Below are 24,392 nucleotides of genomic sequence, written 5' to 3'. Positions count from 1 at the left end.
CCATGGCATTGAAAAGTCGTAGATTCATTTACATAGGCACTTTTATCGTCCTTTCTGTTTTCACAGCATTCTATCTTGTGTCAACGGACGACAACCGTCCTATTGACGTCTCAGATCTGGACATCACAAAAATTTCAGATCCTCCAAAAGAACATTTATCCCAAGACGACATCCAACGGGATGTTGAAACCTTGATTTATACCTTTGAAAGAGGCTACTCGGGCCGACTCGTATATCCCGAAAAATACAGCCAAATGATTGAAGGCCTCCGCGCAATAGCCCCAGCCTTTCCAAAAGGAGTATCGCAAAAAGAATTTTACGTGGTGATTTCGGCATTATTAAATTCCATACCCGACGGACACTTGAGTGCCTCCATTCTTCCAACGGAGCAATCAGCACTTCGAACCCTAGCTTCAGCCCACTGTGAAGACAATGCCGACGGAGAACCCCAACTCCCAACCATTGAACTAAAAAGGCAAAATAAACAGAAAATCCTCATTGTCACTGTTCCATCCTTCATGTTCCAAGAAGGCTCAGAGAACTTTATCAACTCCTTCAACGACCAAGTAACTAATGCCGACAAAGTGATAGTTGATCTTAGAGGTAATAGAGGCGGATATGAGTCCATTCCTTTGAGTATGGCTGCGCGTCTTTGGGGTGAAGCATACAGGGAAGGTAATTCCATTCAATACTACCCAATGCCTACCAAATCTTCTGTCGCCCTTAGGAATAACGTCACTTATCAGCTTTGGGCAAATCTCAACGCCATAAAAGACCCTGCAAAATTTGAATTTTTGAAGAGGTACAACCAAAGCCTTTGGTTCAAACTACTGAACTACAACGAATATCAATCAGGTGGCTTGGGTAAAACCATCTATGGAGCCGAAGATTTTGCATCTCATACCATCGAAGACTTCAATACCTACAGGGATGAAGAACCGAACTTACAGGAAAAGGGATTCCCAAGACCAATTTCCATAATCGTAGACAAGCACTGTGCATCCGCCTGTGAGAGATTTCTTGAGTCCCTCGAGTTTCATCCTTATGCCAAAGTTATTGGAGAAAAAACTGTCGGGGCCGCTCAATTTGGCCACATCGGCATACTTCGTTTGCCAAAAAGTCAGATTGATGTCACCATTTCAACTGCTCACATAACTTATGAGGACAATCGCGTTGTCGAGCGTATTGGATATCAACCTGATATAAAAATCAGGGAAAACGAAGATCCGATCAAAAAAGCCTTGTCCTTGTAGACAAGGATGATCCATGAAAAAACAACATCTGATTCTTTCAATTGCATTCTTAGGCCTTTCCTCTTGCGCGATGAAGGGGCAAAGTATTCGTGATGTTCCCACTATCAACTCTCAAAACATTCAGGCCCCGCTTCGTGATCTTCCCAAGAAGGAAGTGACCATCAGCGTGGTGGATGCCCGTAAAGAGGAAGTCAAAGCCCAAAGCGATGAATTGCGCTCGGAAGTCCGCCGTGCGGTGGCCGAAGCGCTGGAACGCCAGGGGGTGGCGGTGAAAGCTCCGGGGGCGAACTCGCTGTTACTGACAATTGAAGATTATCAAACCGGCCAGTTCAAAGAAGGCTGTGTGAAAGTTTCTGGTGTTCTGACGATTCCAAACAAAGCCAAGGCCAAAGCCGAAGCCTCCAGTTGTTTTGAAACCAAACACCCCTTCGGCTTCAAAATGGGCACGGATATCACCAAGGCCTACGAAGAAGCCTTGAACCTGCTGTTTAAGAATCTGGATTCCGCTTTGTCTGAGGTTTATTTGCGCTAAAAACGCGGCCTTACCGGTAATTTCAAAGATCTCAACCATTCCCTGACAATCTCCTGACAACATTAGCGGAACATTTTGGTTATAGTCCCGGTTCTAAAAACACAAGGAGATAGAATGAAAGCACTTATCTTTGCTCTTACTTTGGGCCTTTCTGCTGCTGCTCAGGCCGACAACTGCGTTTCTGCTGATGGTTTGATCATCCCGAACGGCAAAACTGTTCGCATGTATTATAGCTCCCAGCCAACAAAAGAAATCGGCCCGAACTACACATGCAACAGCACATCCCGCACTCGCACCTGCATTGATGGCGCGCTTTCTACTTCCGCGATCACTTGCAGTGAATATGATTCTGGTGGCTGTGTTGACTGGTGGATGGACCGCTTGCAAGACACGGACTTCAGCTTCGCTCAGTGCAACGACTAATTTCCAAAACAAAAAAGCCAGGGTCCTCCTGGCTTTTTTTATTCCAGCATTTTCTTCAACTGGTCTCTTTCCGCATCCCCTGCAATCAGCCATTCCGGCGGCACATGCTCAGTCACATAATCCCACGACTGCTGACACATCTTCTTAGCCAGGGGCTTTGCGTGCAGATCCTTCAACAAATTCAAATGGCGCAGCAGGATTGTGCGGGTGGGTTTATAAAAACCCTCGGCGTCGGTGCCGGCGTTGGTGATATCTTCCGAGGCTTCCACTCGCGCAATGATGTCCTTAAAGTACTTTTCCAAACTCATCTGAGTATTGGAGCAAACATCCCCTGCCTTGCCCATCACTTTCGTTGAAAATTCTCTGATTTAAAGAATCATCAACTTCATTTTTTACCAGACTTCCGTCGGCATTTTCAAACCTATCGTCCTGAAATTTTATGTTTCAGTGTGAAAGTTAACATACTTCAAAGGCCTTCTTGTATTTTGAAAGTACAGCTTTGTCTTACACCGGTGACATGATTTTGAACACTTAACAGTTTACCCAGGCACCGTTCGCACGTTCTTCAAGCAGGAGCCCCCGACACTTTGGAGGTCTTTTGACGAACCTTAAGCATCTAACGAAAGCTGTTTCTTTCGCCGCTATTGCTATTGCATTTTTACTGGCGGCAGGTTGCTCCCCTTCCTCGACATCCCTGAAAGATCTGGCCAGCACCATCGAAGATGGCAATGGCAGCGCCGGCACACCCGATACCGGTGAACAAACCCCAACAGAGCCCACTGATCCAACAGAACCCTCGGTTCCTTCCGTCCCGGACAACAGCTATAAGATGGAGGCCCTGTCCTGGGAAACATCCACCAATCCTGAACGGAAAAAATGGTCAGAATATCTGCACAAGATCATTCTGGAAGACTGGAACACCCTGCTGGGTGGTGCAGATGATATGAGCAAGTTCTGCCCGCGCTACAGTTCCCTGGATAATGATCAGCGCGCCAACGTGTGGGCGGCGCTCTTTTCCGCCATGGCGAAGTATGAAAGCGCTTACAGCCCGACTTCACGCATGCATGAAACAACCATGGGGACGGATCCGGTGACTGGCAACCCGGTTTATTCGGAAGGTCTGTTACAGCTTTCTTATCAGGATGTGCAGTGGGCACGCTGGTGTGAATTTGACTGGAGCAAAGACAAAAATCTGGCAGCAAAAGATCCCAAGAAAACAATTCTGGATCCGTACAAGAATCTTTACTGCGGCGTCGGTATTATGGCCAAACAGATCAAAAACAAAGGTCTGATCACTGTTGGTTCCGGTGCCTATTGGGCCGTGCTAAAGAGCGGTGGCAAATATCAGAAAATCACCGAGATCTCGGGTATGGTCAAAAAATTATCCTTCTGTAAGTAACAAGACGGTCGGGCGTCGCTCTGATTTCCCTCGGGGGGCGCCCGTTCCGCACCGTCTTTTTGTTTTCTAAAACATTTCCTTTAAAATCTTAGCCTTTCAAATCTTCTGCGCCGATTCTATAGACCACCACATACGTGGGAGGAATCATGCAGGAGCCAATGGATCAGTCTGAAAAACACATCCAGGAACTGTGCCCCATCTGGGAACTGGACGAGATGCAACGAGCATCCAAGCGCCATCAGCGCGAAACGGTCCCGTATCCATCACAGATGAACAGCTCGCGGGACAACTTTGAAGACTACTATCTGCACCCGCATTCGCCTCCTGCCCCAAATGAAAGGAGCTCTTATGCTTAGAGCCGCGATAGCTTTCTTTATCATAGCGATTGTTGCCTACATCTTCGGTGCCAGCGGCGTAGCGGGGTTGTCGGTGGAGATCGGACGAATCTTGCTGTTCGTCTTCCTGGCTTTGGCAATCATCAGCTTTATCATCAATCTGGTCAGTGGTCGAAAGCCCTGACAGAGAAACAAAAAAGGCGCTGTCACCAGCGCCTTTTTATTTAATGGATCCAGCCAATCAAAATGGCGCCCAGAGTGCATGAAGCCACCACGATCCACAAACCCACACCTTGCAGGAACGGTTTGATCCCGACGCTTTTCAGTGTCTCTTTGGTCAGGTTCGCACCAATCAGGAACAGCGTTACGACCAGGGCGCGCTTGGCCACGGTTTCAACTATGTGGCCCGCCGGGCGAAGCTCCGGAAGCCAGGTGACCAACGCTGCCGCAATTAAAAAGCCCAGAATAAACCATGGCTTTTTTGCCTTGCCAGCGCCCCCTTCGACCTTTTGACCGCGGAAGTAAAACATACCAATCAGGAACGTCACCGGCACGATCCACAATGCGCGCGCCAGCTTCACCGTGGTTCCCACCTGCAAAGACTCAGGACCGTATTGCAAAGTCGCACCCACCACCGAACTGGTGTCGTGAATTGCCAGGGCACTCCAAAGACCGAACTGGGTCTGAGTCAGATTCAGCAGATGTCCAATCCCGGGGAAGATCACAAGTGCACAGGCATTCAGCATGAACACTGTGCCCAGGGCGACAGACACCTCATGAGACTTCGCACGAATGGTCGGAGCCACGGCGGCAATCGCACTGCCTCCACAAATCGCCGTCCCCACGGTGATCAAAGTCGACGTATCCCGTTCAATCTTCAACAGCCGACCGATCAGCATCCCCAGAATCATCGTGAACGAGATGCCCACCACCGTGTAGCCGATGCCTTGAAAACCCACTCGCCCGACCACCATCAAATCCATCCCGGCACCCAGTCCGATCACGGACAGACTTAGCAAGTGGTGAGTATAGCTGCGGGTTTTATCAACATAAGGATTTCCCAAAAACACCGCCAGCACAACGCCCAGAACCAGGGCTGCCGCGGATGAAACAAAGGGAAAGAAGCACAAAAGTGCTGCTATCGGAAAAACGATTTTTGCAATTCTTGTTTTGTTCATAGGACCACTATGCGCGCGTGAACACTTTCTGTCACCCCACAATCGAAAAAATGCATTTTGTCGAAGCACTAGGCGAAGGGCGATGGAACATCTTATGCTTTCCTCGAACAAAGGAGGTTGCAATGCAACGCAAAGGATCAGCTCACTGGCAGGGAAATCTTCAACAAGGTCGCGGCGAACTGTCTACGGAAAGCGGCGCTCTTAAAAATCTTCCCTATTCATTTTCCGACCGGTTTGAAAGCGGCACCGGAACTAATCCCGAGGAGCTGATCGGCGCAGCCCACGCCGGATGCTTTTCCATGGCCCTGTCTGGTGCCTTGGCCAAAAAAGGATTCAATGCCGAATCTTTGGATGTTTCCGCAACAGTGACCCTTGAAAAGTCAGGCGAAGGATTTTCCATCACGTCATCAAAACTAAAACTGCGTGCGCTGGTTCCGGGTATTGATCGCAAACTTTTTGAAAGCATCGCCCAGGATGCCAAGAGCAACTGCCCGGTGTCCAAGGTGCTCAAAGCCGAGATCTCGCTGGAAATCGATTTCCACGAGCTTCGCTCCCCATCCGCCACCGCACACTAGTCCGCGACACGCCCCCGGGGGAAAACCCCGGGGTTTCTGTTTTAAGGGTGGTGTTCACGCTCATGCTGCTGAAATATCTCGTGGATCTTTTTTTCGTCATACTGACCGATGGCTTCTTCCACCAAAAGACTTTCACGATCCCGGCCCAGAGTCAGCACCGCCGCCACCTTCTGATCTTCATAATAGGCCACGGCGAAATCTCTGCTGCTCAGATCCCCCATGACATCCATGCGATCAAAACGGTCGGAATGCCCGACATACCCCAGACTCAGATCATAGTGCTGTGTCCAGAAGAATGGCACATCCTGGAATTTCACCCGATCCCCCATCATATTCAAAGCCGCGGTCTGCCCTTGGCGTTCGGCAACCTCCCAGTGTTCGACCCGGATAGAGCGCTGACTGTGCGGGTCCGGCCATCTGGCGATATCTCCGGCGGCAAAAATTCCGGGGACACTGGTTTCAAGATATTCATTCACCAGCACGCCATTTTCCACCCAGCATCCCGCCTGCTCGGCCAACTGGGTGTTGGGGCGAATCCCCGTTCCCACAATCACAAAATCACAGTCCACACTTTGCCCGTCATCCAGCAGAACACTGCGCTGACGGATCTCTTTGATGGTGTGCCCCAAATGGAAGATCACGCCGTGTTCTTCATGCAGTTTGTGCAGCACACTGCCGACGTGAACTCCGACCACCTTCAACAGCGGCATTTCCTCTGGGGCCACCACGTGGACTTCCAGATTGCGCTGTCGAAGTGCCGCTGCCACCTCAAGACCAATAAACCCGGCCCCGACAATCACAACCTTCTGCGCCCAGGAGGTGCGACCGATAATGCGCCGACAGTCCTGCAACGTGCGCAGATAGAATACGTGATCCTGCTGGACACCCGGAATCGGAGGATGAATCGGCTCGCCCCCGGTAGCCAGCAACAAGCGATCATAGCGCAGCGTCTTTCCATTGGATAAAAACACCGAGCGTCTGTGAGCATCAATTTTTTCGGCCTTGGTGGAAAGTTCAAAATGGATCTTGTGGGTCTGATAGAATTCCTCTGTTTCCAACGGAACCCAGTCCTCAGGTAGGTTCCCGGCCAGATAGTCTTTCGACAGATTCGGACGGTCGTAAGGCAAAGACTTGTCTTCGCTGATAATGGTGATGGAGCCTATGAATCCCTGTTTGCGCAGCATGATTGCCGCCGCAGTTCCCCCGGCTCCGGAACCGACGATGACGTATCTTTGTGATTCACTCCATTCCCGCGGCCGCACCGAGCTTTCCTTTTTTCCGGTGACATAGGCTTTCCCCTCGCGCACTTCCACATTATAAGCAGAAACGGGATTCAGCGCGGGCGCCTTTAAAGCCTCGCCGGTGCGCAGATCGAAACAGGCATGATGCCACGGGCAATGCACAGTTTCCCCCACCACAAGCCCTTCGGAAAGAGGCCCCCCATAGTGCGAGCAAGTTGCGCCGATCGCAAAGTATTCGTCATCATGGCGGACCAGAATCACAGGTTCCTCACCGACGTAACCCAGTAGACTTTGATTTTCACGCAGCTCCGCCAGATCGACACCTTTACTCAGATTCGGCCCGCTCAATTCAGCACTTCTTCCCATAAAGCAGCTCCTTTGAATGCGCCTATCATAGTAACTTTCCGCTTCAGGCTGGAGCAGGACCTCGACGAAAATGCTAAAAAGCAACACAGTTGCAACGTAAATAAAATTAAATGTTTTTTTCGGTGTTTCAGGATGAGACGGAACCGTCAAAAATTCACCGCCCCATCTTCAAACAAAGGCCAATAAGTCCGATAATAAAGTGTTGTATCCGTGGCCAGGAGGCTGACTTGAAACAGTGGGTGAAAAAACTAGTTGATCAGTTTGACATGGACTGGGGCTCGAACAGTGGCACTGAAAAAGCCAAGGATGTTCCAGCCATGAGCGAAGAGCGCGCAACCCTGCTCTTTATTCTCGACGTTATGAACAAGCACCTTTTTGAAATCCAGAACCACTCGGTGCGCAAAGTGCGCAACAAGCTGGATAACTTTTCAAAGGCTCTGGTGAAGCAGGACCATGCCGACACCGAACGCGTGCTGTTTGAAATCCGTCAGTTTATTTCCAGTTATCGCATTGATGAATACAGCTATGTGCAAAACACCTTTGATGACTTTAAACGCATCATCTGGGAATTTGCCGATCACCTGAGCGAAGAGGTCGATGCCGAAGCTTCGGCCAGCGGCGACATCAATCAAAGTCTGGAGCAACTGCGTGAGGCGGTTGAATCCAACTCTATTGAAGACCTGCGCGCCAAGTCCCGTGAATTTATCAATTTCTATCTGAAGCATCAGAGCACGCATAATGAACGCCGTTCCAAACGCATGGAGGCGATCAAGAAGAACCTGACCACGGTCAAAAAGCAGCTTATGGAAGCTAACACAACCATGAGAAAAGACCATTTGACCGGGGCCCACAACCGCAGAAGCTATGACGAGCAAATCCGCCGTTACCTGCAGTTGCATGAGATCGACAAAGACCCTATGACGTTGATCATTATGGATATCGACTTCTTTAAAAAGATCAACGATTCCTACGGCCACGACATTGGCGACTTTGTCCTGCAGGAATGTGTTCGCCTGATCCAGGAAAGCTTCTCCCGCGAAGAGGACTTCATTGCCCGTCTGGGTGGTGAGGAATTTGCGGTGATCCTGCCGGGCTGCGATGCCCAGGCGGCGGTGCGCATGGCGGAAGAGGCCATGAACCGCATCCGCAAAGAGGTCTTCGTTCACGAGAAGTTTGAAATCCGCTTCACCGTGTCCATGGGTATCGCCGAAGTGATGCCCGGAGAAAAAGCGGACTCTCTTTACAAGCGCGCCGACGAGGCCCTGTATGAATCCAAGCAGACAGGACGCAACAAATACACCGTGTCCAAGGGCTCCCAGATCAAACGTGTTGCCTGAGGGACTGTCCAAATTTTAGACAGTCGTCAATAGAAGTATGGTGACCAGAAAAGCCTGAACAATCGTTCGGGCTTTTTTTATGTTCAGAGATTTCTGAACACCCGCAGTGAAATTCCGGCTCAGTTACATTCAACCCGTCCCCCGTGTTGGCTTCATGCTTGCTTTAGCACTTCAGCATGAAAGCAATTCTGTTTTTAATCACTACAGTTCTGGGGGCCTCGATGAATTCATACTCTCAAGAGAATTCAGAAAAGGATATTGTCGTTGCGATCATCGACACCGGCGTGGATGTGAATCATCCCCTGCTTCGCGACAACCTGTGGGTGAACCCCCGCGAAAAAGACAACATGAAAGATGATGATGGCAATGGATATGCCGATGACCTCCATGGATGGAATTTTGTTTCCAACAACAACGACCTGACCGACAACCACGGTCACGGCACACATGTGGCCGGCATCATCCAGCAGCGCACCCGTTCTTCGCGGGTGAAGTTCATGATTTTGAAATATTATGATCCGTCGATTCCGGCGAACGACAACCTGATGAATACTGTGAAGGCCATTCGTTACGCCACAAAGATGAAAGCGGATATTATCAATTATTCCGGCGGTGGTGACGAAAGAAGCCCCATGGAAGAGGCAGCCATTCGCGACGCCCAGGAACAGGGCATTCTTTTTGTCGCTGCCGCCGGCAACGAGGGGCGCAACACCGACCTGGTGGGCTATTACCCGGCAGGATACAAACTGAACAACATCATTTCCGTGGCTGCCATGGATTCACAAAAACGCCTGCTGGCGTCCAGTAACTTCGGCACAAGTTCTGTGGATATTGCAGCTCCGGGAAAAAATGTGTTTTCAGCCCTTCCCGGCGGAAAATACGGATATATGAGCGGCACCTCCCAGGCAACGGCGTGGGTCAGTGGACTGGCGGCCTCGCTGATGCTCAACCGCCCTTGGGAAACCCTGAATCCGCAGGACATTAAAAGAGCGCTGGTTAAAAGCGGCGTCAAAGACCGCCAGCTTTCCAGGAAAATCCGTTCCCAGACTCGCATTTCAAACTTACAGGTGGGATTGAATCTGGAGTAGTTGCTAGCGGTCCCCAAAAGACGCTACAATATCCTTATGTTGAAACCTGCATTGATTCTGCTTCTGCCCCTGATGATCACCGCCTGCTCTGAAAGTTTGCAAGCCCGGGAAGTCCCGGCGATCCAAGCCACCTGTGAACACGATGAAAAAACCTTCCGCTGCGTGGAGGTTCTGAAAAACTATGACGGTGACACCCTGACCGTGAACATTCCCAATGTCCCGGCCCTGATCGGGAAAAAGATCAGCGTGCGTGTTTTTGGCATCGACACGCCGGAAGTAAAAACGAAAAACAAGTGTGAAAAGGAAGCCGGTCGCATTGCCCGCAACCTTGTGGCCAGCACCCTTAAAAACGCCAAAAGTGTGGAGCTTCACAATGTTCAGCGTGACAAGTACTTCCGCATTCTGGCGGACGTCATGGTTGACGGCAGATCTTTGGCGGACATTCTGCTAAAGAACAACCTGGCCTATGCCTATGACGGCGGAACCAAAAGCCATCCGGACTGGTGCAAGTCTTTGCGTCAGCCTGCCAATTATTAATTCTGCTTGTTTGCACACCGGGGCTCGCCACCATTGCGGGCCTCGGCACCGCCCGCCAGAATAATCCCATGGCACACGAATTTCAAAAACAGCGCATTTCGGACTGGCACCGCTCCAACCTGGGAAACCATATCACCGACAAGACCCGGGATATTGACACGCAGGACTTCACACCATCGCAGCAAAGATCTGATCTGCACTTTCAGGTCGATGGCCTGAAAACTCTGCTGAATGAACTTGCTGGGAAAGGCATTCAAATCGAGGACCCAGTGGTTGAAAACGACTTTGGTTCGTTTGCCTGGATTCATGACCCTCAAGGACAGCGCATCGAACTGTGGGAGCCCGCCCCCTGGCAGAACAATCTGATCAACCTGCCCGAGCCGGACTGACTCACTTCATGTACTTGTCGAAGATCTTTTTGGTCACGCCCTCTTTTTTCATCTTCAAAAGGGTTTTGTTAAATCGTTCCGCCAGTTGCTGATGCCCTTTGCCTGCGGCTTTGGAGAAAACCACGTAAGACGGATTTTCTGAAACCACGAAGACCTCTTCAAAAACATCCTTATACCCCATCCGCCTGATCAGGAACCAAAATGCTTCTTCCGAGGCGATCACCACATCAACACGTTTTACGTCGTTGGCACTGAGCTTTTTCACCAGCATCTCTTGGGTGGTGCTGTGATCCAAGCGCAGCTTTTTCTTGAAATCGTCAAAGGCGGGACCGTAAGAATAGCGATCATTCACGCCGACCGTCAGCCCTTTGAAGTCTTCAAAACTGTTGATCTTCAAGTTGCGCTTTTTTAGAGCGAAAGCCAGATTACGGGTCTTGCTAGTGGGCTCTTCAGTGAAGTAATAAACCTTCTGGCGGGCTTCCGTCAAAAAAGGCGGAAACAGAGCATCGACTTTCCCCAATTCTGTCATGACCTCGGCCCGCGGCCAGGGATAAGTTTCAAAAACGGGCTCCACGTTCATGCGCTTGCAGGCCTCGCGGATGATTTCCACATAAGTGCCCTTAAGCTCCCCGGCTTCGCGGTAAATCTTAGGGGGAATATCATCATAGGAGGCAAACACTATCTTTTCAGCCTGGGCCGTAACAACGGCAAAGCAGACGCCCATAAAAATCAAAACGCGGAACATACTCACAACCTGCACGTACAAAAAGAGTTCGTCACAGAATGAAGTTGGATAACAAAATGTTCAACTCTTTTCCCCTGCAAACCGGTCGATATCAGGGACAAAGCTTCATCAAATTCGGCCCCTTAAGAGGACTGTCTAAATAACGATGAATCCTGTCGTTTTTACTCTGTGGCCGGGCCGGAGGTCGCCCCGCCTGCAAGGTGGCGGCTTTCCCGCTGGCAAGAAGCTTGCTTTGGCTTTACAGATTGAATGATTTTTAAACACTGGAGTGTTTCGTGAAGCTGCTCTTGACCCGTCTGATTCTGGCGCTCGGCCTGCTATGCTCGTTCTTTTTGGAAATGGCTCTGGCCAAGCAAGTGGACCTGCGTCCTTTGCAAACCGAGGTCAAAGATCAAAAGCGCCGTGACACCTGTGCTTATTTTGCCGTGTCAGCATTGATTGAATCCACCATCAAAGGCTTTACCGGTCACGATTACGACATTTCGGAAGAATACGAAATCTATCGCCACAAGGTGCAGTCCCCATGGCGTCCAGAAGTGGAATTCGGAAACACCTATCAGTTGCTTTTGAATTTCTCCAATGGCAACAGTCTGTATCTGGAAAAAGACCTGCCTTATCAGGAAAGCAGTCTGGACTTCACCAAACCCTTCACTCCGGAACAAACCAGCTTCTTCGATCTGCGCCAGCAGAAAGTCACCCGCGTCGACTATCGCAGCCTCCGCACAAAAATCATCACCCAGATGTGGGTGCGAAAACCATGGTCCGAGCTTTTCATCCAGGAGCTGGACGCGAAACGTCCGGTCGTCGTGACACTGAAAGTATCCCTGTCTCATATCAACGACCAAAAAGGCACCTTCACATTCAGCCCTCAGATCAACGCCGACTGTGACAGTGGCAAAATCAACTGCGGAGGCCACGCAGTCCTGATTGTGGGTTATGACGACGAACAAAGAGTCTTTATGTTTAAAAACTCCTGGGGCCCTCACTGGGGCAATCAGGGTTATGGCTATGTGACCTTCGATCATGTCGATGGTTTCTCGGATCAGCCCTTGACGGCGTATTTTGACAAACTCACCGGTCCTATGGTGAGAGTCGTTGAACCCTAGCTTAAAATTGAAGCCATGAGCGCATTTCAGGAAAAACACTGGTATCATCTGTTTAGCAACAAGGCTCGCGTGCTCTATCCGAGTTCGGATCCCGCGCATGATTATCTTCATATTATGCGCGTGGTAAGCACCGCCAAGCAGCTTTGCCAGGCTGAACATGCCCGCTGGGAAATCGTCATGCCGGCGGCCTTCTTTCACGACTATATCAATGTTCCCAAGAATGATCCGCGCAGGCCTTATGCCTCCAAGCTGTCTGCCGAAGCGGCCATTGAATACCTGAAGTCTGTGCAGTATCCGGAACAGTACTTTGATGATATTCGCCACGCCATTGAATCACACAGCTACAGTGCCGGCATCAAACCAGAAACCCTGGAGGCCCGTATTGTTCAGGATGCCGATCGCCTGGACAGCCTGGGTGCCATCGGCATTGCCCGCTGCTTTGCCGTGACCACGCAGCTAAGCCGGCCTTTCTATGCCGAAGAAGACCCTTGGGCAGAGACGCGCGAACTGGACGACAAAAGTTATGGCATTGATCATTTCTTTTCGAAGCTGTTCAAATTGGTGGATCACCTGAACACACCAACCGCAAAAAAAGAAGGCGAACATCGTGTCGCCTTCATCAGAACCTATCTTGACCAGATCAAAAGAGAAATCTAGCGTCCGCTGTCTTCACCAAACATTGGCGCAGGAACCGATTCCACAATTCCCGCCTCAATCACAAATTCGCGCATCAGTTCGGCCAGCGACGCCGTTTTTTCCGGCGGCATATTCTGAAGAGTGTCGATCATGTGTTCTTGAACTGTTCGGGGGATTTCGCTGAGTTTTTCCAGACCGGAGGGAGTGAGCGATACAACCACTTTGCGGGAATCTTCTTTGGATATCATGCGGGATACAAGGCCTTGCTCTTCGAGCTTTTTGACCACCACAGAGACGGAGCTTTGATGGGTGGTGGTCCTTAAAGCCAGGTCATTGATGGAAAGCCCTGGTTCCTCTTTGAGTTTTTTCATCACAAAAATTTGTGCGGCACTCAAACCTAGATCTTTCTCGAACTGACTGGAAGACACGCGAAGGGCTTTGAAGATATGGCGGATATAGTCCATGACTTCACCCACCTCGGACCTGTACTCAGAATAAGTATTACTCATGAAATCAATTAAGTACTATTCGATGAGATCGTGCAAACGATTTTTATATGCACTGCCATACATGACATTTTGCAAAGCCACGCAAAGACTAAGATGAAGAGATCTCGATGAACTCCGGCAGCCCTAGAGCTGAGGCTCCATTTGCGTTCGCAAAGTCAATTCTGTACGAGCGAAGAGCGATGCGATTGTCAGAAAGTTCCACAGTTGATCCATAAAGCTTGTCACCCACAATCGGATAACCGTGACGACTTAAATCAAAACGCAATTGGTGCGAACGTCCAGTGACAGGGTTCAGATCCCAGACCTGATATTCGCCCTGCATGCCTCTGAAAACCGCCACAGTAAGGCATTCCTTGCCTTGCGGGCTTTCATACGCCCGGCGTTTTCCCCGCAGCAAACGACAGCGCCACTCAAATGTGTTCCCCACTTGCGGACTGAGTGCCAGTTTATCATTGGGCACGTTCGCCGGGATATGCGCATAACTCTGCCCGGTGGTCAGAGCACGATAGGTCTTTTTCACAGTCTTGTTTTCAAACCACGCATTGGCTTTACGATGCGCCTCTGCTGTCTTGGCATAAACCACCAGACCCGAAACTTCGAAATCAAGTCGGTTCACCGGATAGATTTGAATTCCCTTTTCCTTCTGTAAAGCCGTTCCCAGGCACAGACGGGCATCATCTTCTTCAAAGCGACTGGGTGTGGAAAGCACACCTGCGGGTTTGTCACAGATGATAAAGTGAGTATTCTCAAATACGATCTGAATCATTTTTTACTAAGGCCTACGAGGAATATCTCTTTGGAAATCTTGCGGGTGGAATCCGGCTTCACGGCCTCCACTTTCGCGAAGGTCTTTTTCATTTCATCGCGAAGCTTGCCGAAGTCATCACTGTGGAAGAGCTTGCACACAAAGTGTCCGTCTTTTTTCAGGAAGCGGCGAGCGACATCCAAAGCCAGCTCACACAACTCCATGGAACGTGCCTGATCGGTCATGCGAATGCCCGTGGTCTTGGGCGCCATGTCTGACATCACAATATCAAACGGCGGCACGAAGCCATGTTCCTTAAAGATGTCTTCCAGATTCAGATCACGAAGATCGGCCTGAATAAATACGGCATTCTTCAGCTTCACCGTCACCGGGCTCAGGTCCACACCCAGAACACGGCCTTTTTCACCCGCCATCTTGGAAGCATACTGCGACCACGACCCCGGAGAAGCACCCAGATCCAGCACCACCTGACCGGGCTTGAACATCTTGAATTTCTGGTCGATCTCTTCAAGTTTGAAGACGGAACGAGCCGCAAAGTTTTCCTGCTTTGCTTTTCTGAAGTAGTGATCGCGAGGATTATAAGTCATATCGGAGGGTTATCCAGCGAACCCCCGATAAAGTCCACCCCTTTTTGGGGCCTCGGTAAAAAGGATTAGGCGTCGCGAGGCTCTTTCACCATGGCCAGCAGAACGCCGCCAGAAACGAATAGAACGAGCAACCCCACCATCCCCCAGCGCGAGCTTCCGCTGAGCATCGCCCCGGCCGCGACCACCAATGGCCCCAGAATCGAGGCAAAGCGGCCCACCAGGTTGAACAATCCAAAATATTCGCCACTGGCCTCTTTCGGGATCATACGGCCAAACATAGAGCGACTGAGGGACTGCACCCCACCCTGCACCAGACCGATTACGGTGGCCAGCAAATAGAAATGCGTGGCGGTTTTCATCTGGGTGGCGGCTATCACGGTCACTCCGTACACTATGATACAAACCAGAATTGGCATCTTGGCACCCCAGCGCTTGGTCAAAGTTCCGAAGAAATAAGCACAAGGGAAACCGATGAACTGCGTGATCAGCAAAGCGGCAATCAGATCCTTGGATTCAAAACCAATCGAAATTCCGTAATCCACCGCCATGGTCATCACGGTGTAGACCCCATCAATATAAAGCCAATAAGCCACCATGAACATAAACAGATTGCGCTCTTTCATCAGGGCCTTCAAAGTCCCTTTGAGTGTGCGCAAACTTTCCAGCGTCAAGGTCCCGATGCCTTTCACCGATCTTTCCGCATCAGGCTCTGGCACGTTCTTCATCAGTGGTAAAGAAAACGCCAGCCACCACACCGACACAATCATGAACGACAGCTTGGTCGCCACCGTAGCATCCGGAATACCAAAGCTTAACGGATAAAGGGCCATCAGCACATTCAGCAGCAGCAGGACGCCGCCGCCCAGATAGCCCAGCGAGTATCCCAACGACGAAGCAAAGTCCATGTACTTGAGCTCCGCCACGTAAGGAAGAAGCGAATCATAAAAAACACTGGCCGCATTAAAAGCCGCCAGTGTGATACCGTAGGCCCACAAAGCACTGACCCAGTCCCCTTGCGGAATGAACCCCATCCAGGCACAACCGACGACCCCAATTAAAGTAAAGACCATGCAAAAGAGCTTTTTATAGCCCTTCATGTCCGCGATAACGCCCAAAGTGGGGCTCATCAAGGCGATAGCAAGACTTGAAACAGAAATGGTGACCCCCAGACGGGCCGTGGTCACAACAGCGTCAGTGCCGACGCTCCAATATTGCTTAAGAAAAACCGGAAAAAAGGCGGCCATGACCGTCGTGGCATAACCACTGTTGGCCCAGTCATAAAAGGCCCAGCTAAGGATTTTCTTTTTCTGATTTGGATTCATGCTTCCCCCGCGCTTCAAAGAAAACACGGAACGCGGAAGAACGGAAGAAGAAAATCAGCGCCAGCAAAGTCATAACAAACATCAGACTTGAAAGCGCATTCAGCTTGGGGCTGACCCCCAGCTTCATCGCCGTGTAAAGCTTGACCGGCAGCGTATCCTGCCCCACACCGTTCACGAAATAGGTGATCAGAAAATCGTCAAAGGACAGCAAGAAACTTAAAGCCCCGCCACCGATGATCGACGGCACCAACAGCGGCAACACCACCGAACGATAGGTCTGCCATTCGGTGGCGCCAAGATCACGGGCGGCATCCTCAAGGCTGCGATCCAGCGTTGCAAGCCTTGCCCCGACAGTCATCATCACATAGGAAATACTGAAGCTGACATGGGCAATCACGACGGTTGTCAGCCCCAGCTCAAACTGCAAAATAAAGAACAACGACAAAAGCGACAGCGCAAAAACAATCTCTGGAAACACCAGAGAAACCACGGACAGCCCCTCGACAGCCCAGCGCCAGCCTCCGGCAGAGCGGTACAATCCCACCGCCGCACTGGTGCCAATCACAGTCGAAAGAAGACTTGCAATCACGCCGACAAACACACTGTTTTTCAAGGCATCCATCAAAGCCTGATCATTCACGACTTCAGCAAACCAGCGCAGGGTCCAGCTCCAGGAATCCGGCGTCTTTTCAATCAACGCCCCCAGAATCATAACCAGAATCGGTGTGTGCAGCAAAAGCAGCGTCACCCACAAAACAATCTTCGCCAATGGGGGCGCCTGAGGACGGCTTCGTTCAGTTGCGGGCACGGCGCGCCTCCCACATTCTGAATACCAACGCCAACACCAGCAAAAGCACCATCATCAGCACAGACAAGGCCGCCCCGAAAGGCCAGTCACGGGCTTTCAAAAACTGCTCGGTGATCAGGTTTCCATAAAGCATGTTCTTGGCGCCGCCCAAAAGATCGGGAATCACGTATTCACCCAATGAAGGAATAAACACCAGCAAGGACCCCGCCCACAGGGCTTTTTTCAGATTCGGCAAAATCACCGTGAAAAGAATTTTCCAGACATCTGCCCCCAGATCCTGAGCGGCCTCCACCAAAGAAAAATCAAATTTTTCAAATGCCCCATACAGCGGCAAAACCATAAATGGCAGATAAGTTGTGATCATTCCGTAAAGCACCAGCCACTTGTTCTGGGTCAAGGCAAACGCATCAAAGGGAATTCCCAAGAACGTCAGCCCGGCCTGAAGCGGCCCCTCGGCCCCGACAAAAAGTCGGATGGCGTAAATACGAATCACCAGATTGGTCAGAAATGGCAGAACGATGGCCATCAGATAAAGCTGGCGCAAACGCGTGGAAGAGGTCGCCATGGCCCAGGACACAAGAACTCCCAACACCAGGCAAAACCCCGTCGTAACCAGAGCCAGCTTGAAACTCTCGGCAAAAATCCCCAGGTAAGTCGGCGAAAAAGCCCGCACATAGTTGGCCATGGTCCATGACCATTCGACGCCACCATAGGTTCCGCGGGTTGCAAAACTCACCACCCCGACAATAATCAGCGGCAGCAGCACAAAGACCACAAACCACAAACCCACCGGCAGAAGGAACAGATCTCTTAATTTCACTTTTCACGCTCGCCAAAGACCATGGCGCGACGAACGTAGGCTTCGATGCTCATCCCCAGACGGATCTGATCCGGCGGCACGTTGATTTTACCTTTGATAAGACTGCCATCGCCCAGACGAATGGTGGCCAGGTCCTCACTGACCTCGACAAGCTCGCCCCGCAGCAGACTGGTGGATTCCACAAACTGAGAAGCAAAGATGGTTTCCGGATTTTCGTAAATCTCGCGCGGAGAACTGACTTGCTCCAAAACTCCCCGGCTCATGATGCCGATACGGTCTGAAAGGGCCAAAGCCTCTTCCTGATCATGAGTCACACAGATAAAGGTCAGCCCCAGTTTTTGCTGCAAGGCACGCAGCTCCTTTTGCATGTGTTCACGCATGCGGTAATCCAGCGCCGACAAAGGCTCGTCCAGCAAAAGCACGCGGGGTTCGTTCACCAGGGCGCGCGCCACGGCCACACGTTGGGACTGCCCGCCGGACAATGTTTCAGGCTTGCGGTCCCGGAACTCGCCCATGTCCACCAAGGCCAGCACTTCAGCAACCTTGGCCTCGATCTGATCTTTACCCAAACCTTTCAGGCGCAGACCATAGGCAATGTTTTCCCCCACGCTCATGTGCGGGAAAAGAGCATAGCGCTGAAAGACCATGTTAAAGGGACGTTTTTGCGCAGGCAGATGATCCACGCGCTGACCATCCAGCAGAATCTGCCCTGAAGTGGCGCTTTCAAGACCGGCAATGATGCGAAGAAGTGTTGTCTTTCCACATCCACTGGGCCCCAAGAGGGAAAAAAACTCCCCTTCCCCAATGGAAAGATTGACTCCCTTCAGAGCCGTTTGACTGGAAAAACTCTTGCCGATATTCAGAAGTTCCAACATGCTTCTAACAATAAGAAGGAAATAAAAAAATGTCGAGAATATTGATGGCCGGCCTGGTTCTTTGTGGGCTGCTGGCGGGATGTACAAAGAAGTCTGCTGAAGTTTCTGAAGCCAAAGAAGTGAACCTGTCTATCTGGGGCAACTATATCTCCCCGGAATTGCAGGCGCAGTTTGAGAAAGAAACCGGCATCAAGATCAACATTTCCAACTATTCCTCGAATGAAGAATTGCTGGCCAAAGTGCAAATGGGATCGTCCGGCATCGACGTGGCCGTGCCTTCGGACTATATGGTCGAAGTCATGTCCAAGATGAATCTGCTGGAAGCACTGAAGCCGGACCAGATTTCAAGCAAAACCCTGATTGATCCTCAGTTCCTGAAGCAGAACTACGACCCGGAAAACAAGTTCTCGCTGCCCTACATCTGGACGACAGCAGGCATCGCAGTGAACCGTGATCTTTACAAAGGCCCGATCAAAAGCTGGAAAGACCTTCTGGAAAATCCGCAACTGAAAGGCAAGTTCGCCCTTTTGGATGACGTGCGCGAAACCCTGGGCGCCGCACTGAAAATGAACGGCTTCAGCGTGAACAGCACCAACCCGGAAGAAATAAAAAAAGCCAAAGACACTTTGTTAAAAGCAAAGAAGAACGTAAAGATGTTTGCCTCTGACACCATCGACATCCTGAACAACAAGGAAGTCGCTGCCGCTCAGACCTATTCCTCTGACGCCCTTCAGGCCGCCGACAAGTCCCCAGGAAAAATCGAATACATCATCCCGGAAGAAGGTGGAACATTCGCCATCGACAACCTGGTCATCATCAAAGGCGCCAAACACCCGGAGGCCGCCCACAAGCTGATCAACTTCCTGCTAAGTGAACAAGCCGAAATCAACCGCGTAAAGACAATCCTTGGCGGCCCCGTTCTAAAAAACACCAAAGCCTCGCTGACAAAAGAAATGCAAAACAACCGCGCCTTATTCCCGGACGAAGCCACTCTTAAAAAACTGGAACGAATCCAAGACCAAGGCGAAAAAAACAAACTCTTCGAAGACTCTTGGACAGAAATTAAAACTCACTGATTGTGGGTTTGTTCGTTGCCGGGTGGCGCGGGGTTTGGATGGGGTCTTGAGGGATCCCGCCTCCGCGGTACGCCATCCGGGCTCAATTGCCGCTCGTCCCCTTCGGGGCCGAGTTCGCGCCATCCAGGCGCCGGCAAAGACCGCTGCGTCGGGCTCCCTCAAGTCCCCATCCAAATTGTTCCAGTCGAAAATAACTAATAACTATCAATGTGTTCTTAACTGCGCAGGCACGCGACAATAAGTGCCAGTACGGTAGAAATTCGATGTGCTTTGTTTTTGAGCGCAGGTGCACGACGATGTGACATAGAACCGACGTCTTTGTGATGGGATGTTCGGAAGTGGTTTCTTTTGCTTTATTCAACGCAGATTTGGCGGCTTGTTGCCGCAGGCTTGGCCGAAGGGGGCTTTGTCGGCGCCTGGATGGCGCGCATTCGGCCCCGAAGGGGACGAACGACAATTGAGCCCGGATGGCGTCCCCCGTAGCGCCAAGGCTGCGGCAACAAGCCGCCAAATCCCCCGCGCTAGGAAGGAAGTAAAAGGAACTACTTCCGAACAGCTTCCTCTGCGATGACTTCGACCTGTTCGATGGCCGCATCGTTGTGGGCCCGCGAGTCTTCGCTTTGGAGTTCGGAGTACAGACAGGCGACTCCGATGACGGTCAAAATTAATCCCGTGCCTATATACAAGGTCACACTTCTTCTGCTTTGGTTAAAGAGGAAGTAACAAAGGCCGATCAAGATCAGGATCGGGCCCAACACTGCTGTCGAGGCAAGCACCTGCCTGAGCGCAAATGCGCCAAGCTCCGTATTCATAACCACCACCTACGTTCAATTATTTTGGTTATTTCGTATAACTTTTCGGCAGGACTTTAATAGAGCTAAAGGGGTTTAGAGTAAATTCCCCACCTGGGGGATAATTCGTAATGCTTGCGGCTCAAAGTGAAATTTGCGACAACCAGACATCCGGTTTCGAGACAATCGTGAGATGATTCAGACCCTGCACCACACGGATGTTCGCTCCCGCTTCGGTGAAGAGCTGCTCCTGCCGCTGCGGGATGATGAGTTCATCCTGTTCACCCACGACCACGTGAACCGGTGGATGAAGCTTCTGAATATCAGCCATGATCTTATCTGACGGAGTCACTGCTGCCAGATAGGCCGCACTGTAAGTCACCTTTTCCTGACCACTGATGAATTCAACAGGCAAGTTGACCTTAAAACCACCATTGCCGTCCGGTGAAATCCATCCGCCGAAATCGTCGTGGAAAACATGCAAACCGGGCGGCAGATACGGAGAGATCGCCAGAAATTGGGCGAACTGCCTGCGAATGTCCGACACCGCCACACGCAACACAAAACCGCCACCCAACGAGTGACCGGCCAATATCACGCGAGAAACCGCGCGAGTCATTTTGATATGAATGATTAATTCTTCAAGATCGATTTCGAATTGATGCTGTGAATGCGGATCGGCCGCGTTCAGACTGGCGCCATGACCGCGCAGATCCGGGGTCACCACAGTGCCAAGCCCGGCCTGGGCCATGGCTGTGGCCAGGACACACATGTACCGGCTGTCGCTCCCCACCCCGTGATACAGAACAATCAGGTTGTCCGACCAAGCGGGGTAAATACGGTAAGAAAGGACATCCCCCTGGCGAGTGCGAAAAGTTTCAAGCGGGGAAAGTTTTCCCAGCGGAATTTTGAAACTTTTCAGATCCAGGGTTTTGCCGGCCATTAAGCCATCTGCTCTTGTTGTTTTTTGTGCTGATAGTACTCGTAGTCGCCGTCATAGATGCGAATCTGATTCTTGTCGACTTCGAAGACTCTGGTGGTCACTTCGCGCAGGAAGTGACGGTCGTGCGATACGATCATCACAGTGCCCGGGAAGTTCTTGATCGCATCCAGCAGCAACTCGCGGGATTTGATATCCAGGTGATTCGTCGGCTCATCCAGAATCAGCAAATTCACCGGCTGCGCCAGGATGCAGGCCAGAACCACGCGGGACTTTTCACCACCCGACAGGATCGAGATCTTTTTCTCAGCCTCTTCGCCCGAGAATTTGAAAGCACCCAAAAGACTTCGCACCGTGCCCATACCCGCATTCGGAATGCGCGAATGAACCTCATCCACGATTGTCATCTTTGGATCCAGAACGTCCAAAGAATTTTGGGAGAAATACCCCAGAGTGATGGAAGCCCCCAAAGTCATTTTGCCTTCAGTGGCTTCGGCATGACCGGCAATGATTTTAAGCAGTGTGGATTTACCCGCACCGTTCACACCCACAACCGCAATACGGTCCAGACGTTTCACCAAAGCATTAGCCCCCGAGAAGACCAGCTTTTCCTTGCCGTCATCACGTGTCCAGATCTTGGAAAGGCCTTCCAGCTTCACCACCTCGTCCCCACCACGGGCAGGCACCGGCCATTCAAATTTGATTTCAGCTTCTTCGTCCGGGATTTCAATACGGTCGATCTTTTCAAGTTTCTTCACGCGGGACTGAACTTGCGCTGCGTGGGAAGCACGCGCCGCAAATCTGGCAATGAACTCTTCTTCCTTCGCCAGCATGTCCTCTTGACGTTTGGCTGCGGCAATAAGCTGTTCTTTGCGGATGTCGCGTTCTTTTTCATAGAAGTCATAGTTGCCACCATAGACCGTGATGGTTTTGTTGGCGATCTCAACGATCTTGCCCACCAGACGGTTCATGAAGTCACGATCGTGGCTTGTCATCAGAATCGCGCCCTTGAAGTTCACCAGCCACTCTTCCAGCCACACGATGGATTCAACGTCCAGGTGATTCGTCGGCTCATCCATCAACAAAACTTCCGGATTCAGCGCCAGGATTTTTGCCAAAGCGATACGCATTTTCCAACCGCCTGAGAAACTTTCGCAAGGACGGTGATAATCGTCCGGGCCGATACCAAGACCGGTCAGGATTTCAGCGGCACGGGATTCAAGGTCATAACCACCCAGGCGTTCAAATTCGCCCTGCAGTTCGCCGTAGACTTCAAGAATCTTCATCATTTCATCCGGATCCAGATCCGGATCAGCAAGCTTGGCTTCACATTCCTGCATGCGCGCCTGCATGTCGCCGATGTTGCCAACAGCGGACTTTACTTCCTCAAGAGCGGACTTCCCTTTCATCTCTTCGATGTTCTGGGAGAAGTAACCGATCACAGTACGATCCGATTTGGAAATAGTGCCGCCGTCGATGCCCTCTTCGCCCATGATGATGCGGAAGATGGTGGTTTTACCGGCGCCGTTGGGGCCGACCAGACCAATTTTCTCTCCGGCATTGATCTGGAAAGATCCGTTGCGATAGAGGACTTTGTTACCCTGCTGCTTGGTGATGTTCGATAAATGAATCATAGGTCCTTCGTATAACTTTTTTTGCCTCTGAAGGCTTCAAAAAATTTCGGGAAAATCTGCCTTCTTTTTTAGCACCTCTCAGAGTGTACACAAAAAATCATAAATTCGCGATTTTTCTGGTCCAAATCCTTAAGAGATATCAAGCACTTCGCCAAATATAGACCCGCCTCACATGGTCCCGACGTTGCTCTGGTAGAGCTGCGGGGGTTACACATGATCGCAACAAAGAACCACACTGCAGTTAAAAACAATACAATCGCTGCCGCCTTGATTTCACTCGTTGTTCTGTTCACAGGTTGTGCAAATTCCAGCCAATTTCCAGTCACCAGTCTGGATGATTCCAACCAAAGTGCAGGGGTCACAGATCCCGGCAGCACCGATCCCGGTGATGATACCGATACGGGCGTGACACCCACGCCAACGCCGACCCCAGAACCGGAACCCGGCTATAAAATGCAGGCCCTGGCCTGGGAAAGCACCAAGTACCCCGAACGCACCGAATGGTCCAAATATCTGCAAGAGCTGATTTTGAACGAATGGAGCAGCCTGCTTCCTGGCGCTGACGATATCACCACCTTCTGCCCGAAATACAACACCCTGGACAACAACCAGCGGGCCAATGCCTGGGCCCAGCTTTTTGTCGCCATCGCAAAATATGAGAGCGCCTACAGTCCCGTTTCACGCATGCACGAAACCACTATGGGCACAGACCCTGTGACCGGCGGGAAGGTCTACTCTGAAGGGCTTCTGCAACTGTCCTATCAGGATGTCCAGTGGGCCCGCTACTGCAAGTTTGACTGGCAAAAGGATAAGAACCTGGCGCCCACCGACCCCAAGAAGACCATCCTGGATCCCTATATCAACCTGCACTGCGGAGTTGGCATTATGGCCGGCCAGATCAAGAGCAAAGGTCGTATTGTCGTAAGTTCAGGGGTGTATTGGGCCGTGATCAAATCCGGCGGAAAGTACCAACAAATCAATAACATCGCCGCTATCGTGAAGTCCCTTCCGTTGTGCAAATAGTTCATTATTCTGGGAAATATTAAAAATATATAAAGCTTTTCGCGCCAAGATCGACTATCTTGGCGCATCTTTTTGAAGTGGGCTTGGATCTGCCGCAAGCA

At 51.0% G+C, this 24,392-nt stretch carries 29 protein-coding genes; 15 read left to right on the top strand and 14 right to left on the bottom strand.

What is annotated here, in order from left to right:
• Positions 1 to 2: 2 nt before the first annotated feature.
• From ACZ520_RS06630 to ACZ520_RS06620, 3 genes are all read left to right on the top strand, one after another.
• Positions 3 to 1,253, top strand: a complete 1,251-nt coding sequence (locus ACZ520_RS06630; RefSeq protein ID WP_464127805.1) for a S41 family peptidase — start codon at positions 3 to 5, stop codon at positions 1,251 to 1,253.
• A 13-nt stretch (positions 1,254 to 1,266) separates the two neighbouring features.
• Positions 1,267 to 1,785 carry a hypothetical protein gene (locus tag ACZ520_RS06625; protein WP_464127804.1) on the top strand — a complete coding sequence of 173 codons (519 nt, stop codon included), beginning with the start codon at positions 1,267 to 1,269 and terminating at the stop codon, positions 1,783 to 1,785.
• Between the two features lie 114 nt (positions 1,786 to 1,899).
• The gene (locus ACZ520_RS06620) at positions 1,900 to 2,208 is read left to right on the top strand and encodes a hypothetical protein (protein WP_374032542.1); all 309 of its coding nucleotides are present in this window, start codon (positions 1,900 to 1,902) and stop codon (positions 2,206 to 2,208) included.
• Positions 2,209 to 2,246: 38 nt separating this feature from the next.
• Here ACZ520_RS06620 and ACZ520_RS06615 read toward each other — a convergent pair whose 3' ends face one another.
• Positions 2,247 to 2,516 carry a hypothetical protein gene (locus tag ACZ520_RS06615; RefSeq protein ID WP_374032541.1) on the bottom strand — a complete coding sequence of 90 codons (270 nt, stop codon included), beginning with the start codon at positions 2,514 to 2,516 and terminating at the stop codon, positions 2,247 to 2,249.
• A gap of 290 nt (positions 2,517 to 2,806) precedes the next feature.
• On the opposite strand from ACZ520_RS06615, the gene ACZ520_RS06610 reads away from it, so the two are divergent.
• From ACZ520_RS06610 to ACZ520_RS06600, 3 genes are all read left to right on the top strand, one after another.
• Positions 2,807 to 3,607: a hypothetical protein gene (locus ACZ520_RS06610; RefSeq protein ID WP_374032540.1), complete on the top strand. Its 801-nt coding sequence runs from the start codon at positions 2,807 to 2,809 to the stop codon at positions 3,605 to 3,607.
• A gap of 146 nt (positions 3,608 to 3,753) precedes the next feature.
• Complete coding sequence (locus ACZ520_RS06605; protein ID WP_157678775.1) at positions 3,754 to 3,963, top strand: hypothetical protein; 210 nt, start codon at positions 3,754 to 3,756, stop codon at positions 3,961 to 3,963.
• Complete coding sequence (locus tag ACZ520_RS06600) at positions 3,956 to 4,126, top strand: DUF1328 domain-containing protein (protein WP_088565640.1); 171 nt, start codon at positions 3,956 to 3,958, stop codon at positions 4,124 to 4,126. The genes ACZ520_RS06605 and ACZ520_RS06600 overlap by 8 nt, the downstream gene beginning before the upstream one ends.
• A 40-nt stretch (positions 4,127 to 4,166) precedes the next feature.
• Here ACZ520_RS06600 and ACZ520_RS06595 read toward each other — a convergent pair whose 3' ends face one another.
• Positions 4,167 to 5,120: a YeiH family protein gene (locus ACZ520_RS06595; RefSeq protein WP_464127803.1), complete on the bottom strand. Its 954-nt coding sequence runs from the start codon at positions 5,118 to 5,120 to the stop codon at positions 4,167 to 4,169.
• 122 nt (positions 5,121 to 5,242) lie between these two features.
• Here ACZ520_RS06595 and ACZ520_RS06590 point away from each other — a divergent pair, with 122 nt between their 5' ends.
• A complete protein-coding gene (locus ACZ520_RS06590) occupies positions 5,243 to 5,695 on the top strand; it encodes an OsmC family protein (RefSeq protein ID WP_464127802.1) in 453 nt (150 codons plus the stop codon).
• Between the two features lie 41 nt (positions 5,696 to 5,736).
• Here the strand turns inward: ACZ520_RS06590 and ACZ520_RS06585 are convergent, their stop codons facing one another.
• Positions 5,737 to 7,302 carry an FAD-dependent oxidoreductase gene (locus tag ACZ520_RS06585; protein ID WP_088565643.1) on the bottom strand — a complete coding sequence of 522 codons (1,566 nt, stop codon included), beginning with the start codon at positions 7,300 to 7,302 and terminating at the stop codon, positions 5,737 to 5,739.
• A gap of 227 nt (positions 7,303 to 7,529) precedes the next feature.
• On the opposite strand from ACZ520_RS06585, the gene ACZ520_RS06580 reads away from it, so the two are divergent.
• The 4 genes from ACZ520_RS06580 to ACZ520_RS06565 all read left to right on the top strand — a co-directional run bounded on the left by ACZ520_RS06580 (position 7,530) and on the right by ACZ520_RS06565 (position 10,653).
• Complete coding sequence (locus ACZ520_RS06580) at positions 7,530 to 8,639, top strand: GGDEF domain-containing protein (protein WP_088565644.1); 1,110 nt, start codon at positions 7,530 to 7,532, stop codon at positions 8,637 to 8,639.
• A 176-nt stretch (positions 8,640 to 8,815) separates the two neighbouring features.
• Positions 8,816 to 9,727, top strand: coding sequence for a S8 family peptidase (locus ACZ520_RS06575; protein ID WP_088565645.1), 912 nt, complete (start codon positions 8,816 to 8,818; stop codon positions 9,725 to 9,727).
• 36 nt (positions 9,728 to 9,763) lie between these two features.
• Positions 9,764 to 10,264: a thermonuclease family protein gene (locus ACZ520_RS06570; RefSeq protein WP_088565646.1), complete on the top strand. Its 501-nt coding sequence runs from the start codon at positions 9,764 to 9,766 to the stop codon at positions 10,262 to 10,264.
• A gap of 68 nt (positions 10,265 to 10,332) precedes the next feature.
• Complete coding sequence (locus ACZ520_RS06565) at positions 10,333 to 10,653, top strand: VOC family protein (RefSeq protein WP_088565647.1); 321 nt, start codon at positions 10,333 to 10,335, stop codon at positions 10,651 to 10,653.
• A 1-nt stretch (position 10,654) separates the two neighbouring features.
• On the opposite strand, the gene ACZ520_RS06560 is transcribed toward ACZ520_RS06565, so the two are convergent.
• The gene (locus ACZ520_RS06560) at positions 10,655 to 11,398 is read right to left on the bottom strand and encodes a substrate-binding periplasmic protein (RefSeq protein ID WP_464127801.1); all 744 of its coding nucleotides are present in this window, start codon (positions 11,396 to 11,398) and stop codon (positions 10,655 to 10,657) included.
• A gap of 275 nt (positions 11,399 to 11,673) precedes the next feature.
• On the opposite strand from ACZ520_RS06560, the gene ACZ520_RS06555 reads away from it, so the two are divergent.
• Together ACZ520_RS06555 and ACZ520_RS06550 are read left to right on the top strand one after the other, a co-directional pair.
• The gene (locus tag ACZ520_RS06555; protein WP_464127800.1) at positions 11,674 to 12,504 is read left to right on the top strand and encodes a C1 family peptidase; all 831 of its coding nucleotides are present in this window, start codon (positions 11,674 to 11,676) and stop codon (positions 12,502 to 12,504) included.
• Between the two features lie 15 nt (positions 12,505 to 12,519).
• A complete protein-coding gene (locus ACZ520_RS06550; RefSeq protein ID WP_088565650.1) occupies positions 12,520 to 13,161 on the top strand; it encodes an HD domain-containing protein in 642 nt (213 codons plus the stop codon).
• Here the strand turns inward: ACZ520_RS06550 and ACZ520_RS06545 are convergent.
• The 7 genes from ACZ520_RS06545 to ACZ520_RS06515 all read right to left on the bottom strand — a co-directional run bounded on the left by ACZ520_RS06545 (position 13,158) and on the right by ACZ520_RS06515 (position 18,827).
• Positions 13,158 to 13,649 (bottom strand): MarR family winged helix-turn-helix transcriptional regulator, encoded by a 492-nt coding sequence (locus tag ACZ520_RS06545; protein WP_232468607.1) that lies wholly within the window; start codon positions 13,647 to 13,649, stop codon positions 13,158 to 13,160. The two genes, ACZ520_RS06550 and ACZ520_RS06545, sit on opposite strands and share 4 nt — an antisense overlap.
• Positions 13,650 to 13,737: 88 nt before the next feature.
• On the bottom strand, positions 13,738 to 14,415 hold the full coding sequence (locus tag ACZ520_RS06540) for an RluA family pseudouridine synthase (RefSeq protein ID WP_088565652.1): 678 nt from the start codon (positions 14,413 to 14,415) through the stop codon (positions 13,738 to 13,740).
• Positions 14,412 to 15,002, bottom strand: a complete 591-nt coding sequence (locus ACZ520_RS06535) for an RlmE family RNA methyltransferase (protein ID WP_011163914.1) — start codon at positions 15,000 to 15,002, stop codon at positions 14,412 to 14,414. The genes ACZ520_RS06540 and ACZ520_RS06535 overlap by 4 nt, the downstream gene beginning before the upstream one ends.
• A 65-nt stretch (positions 15,003 to 15,067) precedes the next feature.
• A complete protein-coding gene (locus ACZ520_RS06530; RefSeq protein WP_464127799.1) occupies positions 15,068 to 16,324 on the bottom strand; it encodes an MFS transporter in 1,257 nt (418 codons plus the stop codon).
• Positions 16,293 to 17,132 carry an ABC transporter permease gene (locus ACZ520_RS06525; RefSeq protein WP_464127798.1) on the bottom strand — a complete coding sequence of 280 codons (840 nt, stop codon included), beginning with the start codon at positions 17,130 to 17,132 and terminating at the stop codon, positions 16,293 to 16,295. The genes ACZ520_RS06530 and ACZ520_RS06525 overlap by 32 nt, the downstream gene beginning before the upstream one ends.
• Positions 17,119 to 17,952 (bottom strand): ABC transporter permease, encoded by an 834-nt coding sequence (locus ACZ520_RS06520; protein WP_088565654.1) that lies wholly within the window; start codon positions 17,950 to 17,952, stop codon positions 17,119 to 17,121. Before ACZ520_RS06520 ends, ACZ520_RS06525 begins: the two co-directional genes overlap by 14 nt.
• Positions 17,949 to 18,827: an ABC transporter ATP-binding protein gene (locus ACZ520_RS06515; protein WP_088565655.1), complete on the bottom strand. Its 879-nt coding sequence runs from the start codon at positions 18,825 to 18,827 to the stop codon at positions 17,949 to 17,951. The genes ACZ520_RS06520 and ACZ520_RS06515 overlap by 4 nt, the downstream gene beginning before the upstream one ends.
• 29 nt (positions 18,828 to 18,856) lie before the next feature.
• On the opposite strand from ACZ520_RS06515, the gene ACZ520_RS06510 reads away from it, so the two are divergent.
• The gene (locus ACZ520_RS06510) at positions 18,857 to 19,903 is read left to right on the top strand and encodes a polyamine ABC transporter substrate-binding protein (protein ID WP_464127797.1); all 1,047 of its coding nucleotides are present in this window, start codon (positions 18,857 to 18,859) and stop codon (positions 19,901 to 19,903) included.
• Positions 19,904 to 20,445: 542 nt separating this feature from the next.
• Here the strand turns inward: ACZ520_RS06510 and ACZ520_RS06505 are convergent.
• The 3 genes from ACZ520_RS06505 to ACZ520_RS06495 all read right to left on the bottom strand — a co-directional run bounded on the left by ACZ520_RS06505 (position 20,446) and on the right by ACZ520_RS06495 (position 23,268).
• The gene (locus ACZ520_RS06505) at positions 20,446 to 20,715 is read right to left on the bottom strand and encodes a hypothetical protein (protein WP_416481044.1); all 270 of its coding nucleotides are present in this window, start codon (positions 20,713 to 20,715) and stop codon (positions 20,446 to 20,448) included.
• A 121-nt stretch (positions 20,716 to 20,836) separates the two neighbouring features.
• On the bottom strand, positions 20,837 to 21,637 hold the full coding sequence (locus ACZ520_RS06500) for an alpha/beta hydrolase (RefSeq protein WP_464127796.1): 801 nt from the start codon (positions 21,635 to 21,637) through the stop codon (positions 20,837 to 20,839).
• The gene (locus tag ACZ520_RS06495; RefSeq protein WP_088565659.1) at positions 21,637 to 23,268 is read right to left on the bottom strand and encodes an ABC-F family ATP-binding cassette domain-containing protein; all 1,632 of its coding nucleotides are present in this window, start codon (positions 23,266 to 23,268) and stop codon (positions 21,637 to 21,639) included. Before ACZ520_RS06495 ends, ACZ520_RS06500 begins: the two co-directional genes overlap by 1 nt.
• Before the next feature lie 213 nt (positions 23,269 to 23,481).
• On the opposite strand from ACZ520_RS06495, the gene ACZ520_RS06490 reads away from it, so the two are divergent.
• Complete coding sequence (locus ACZ520_RS06490; RefSeq protein WP_416481042.1) at positions 23,482 to 24,291, top strand: hypothetical protein; 810 nt, start codon at positions 23,482 to 23,484, stop codon at positions 24,289 to 24,291.
• The last annotated feature ends 101 nt before the right edge of the window (positions 24,292 to 24,392 follow it).

The sequence above is a fragment of the Bdellovibrio sp. BIS2 genome (assembly GCF_055398295.1).
The sequence above is the reverse complement of the archived record's forward strand: the minus strand, read 5'-3'. Positions and strand labels throughout refer to the sequence as shown.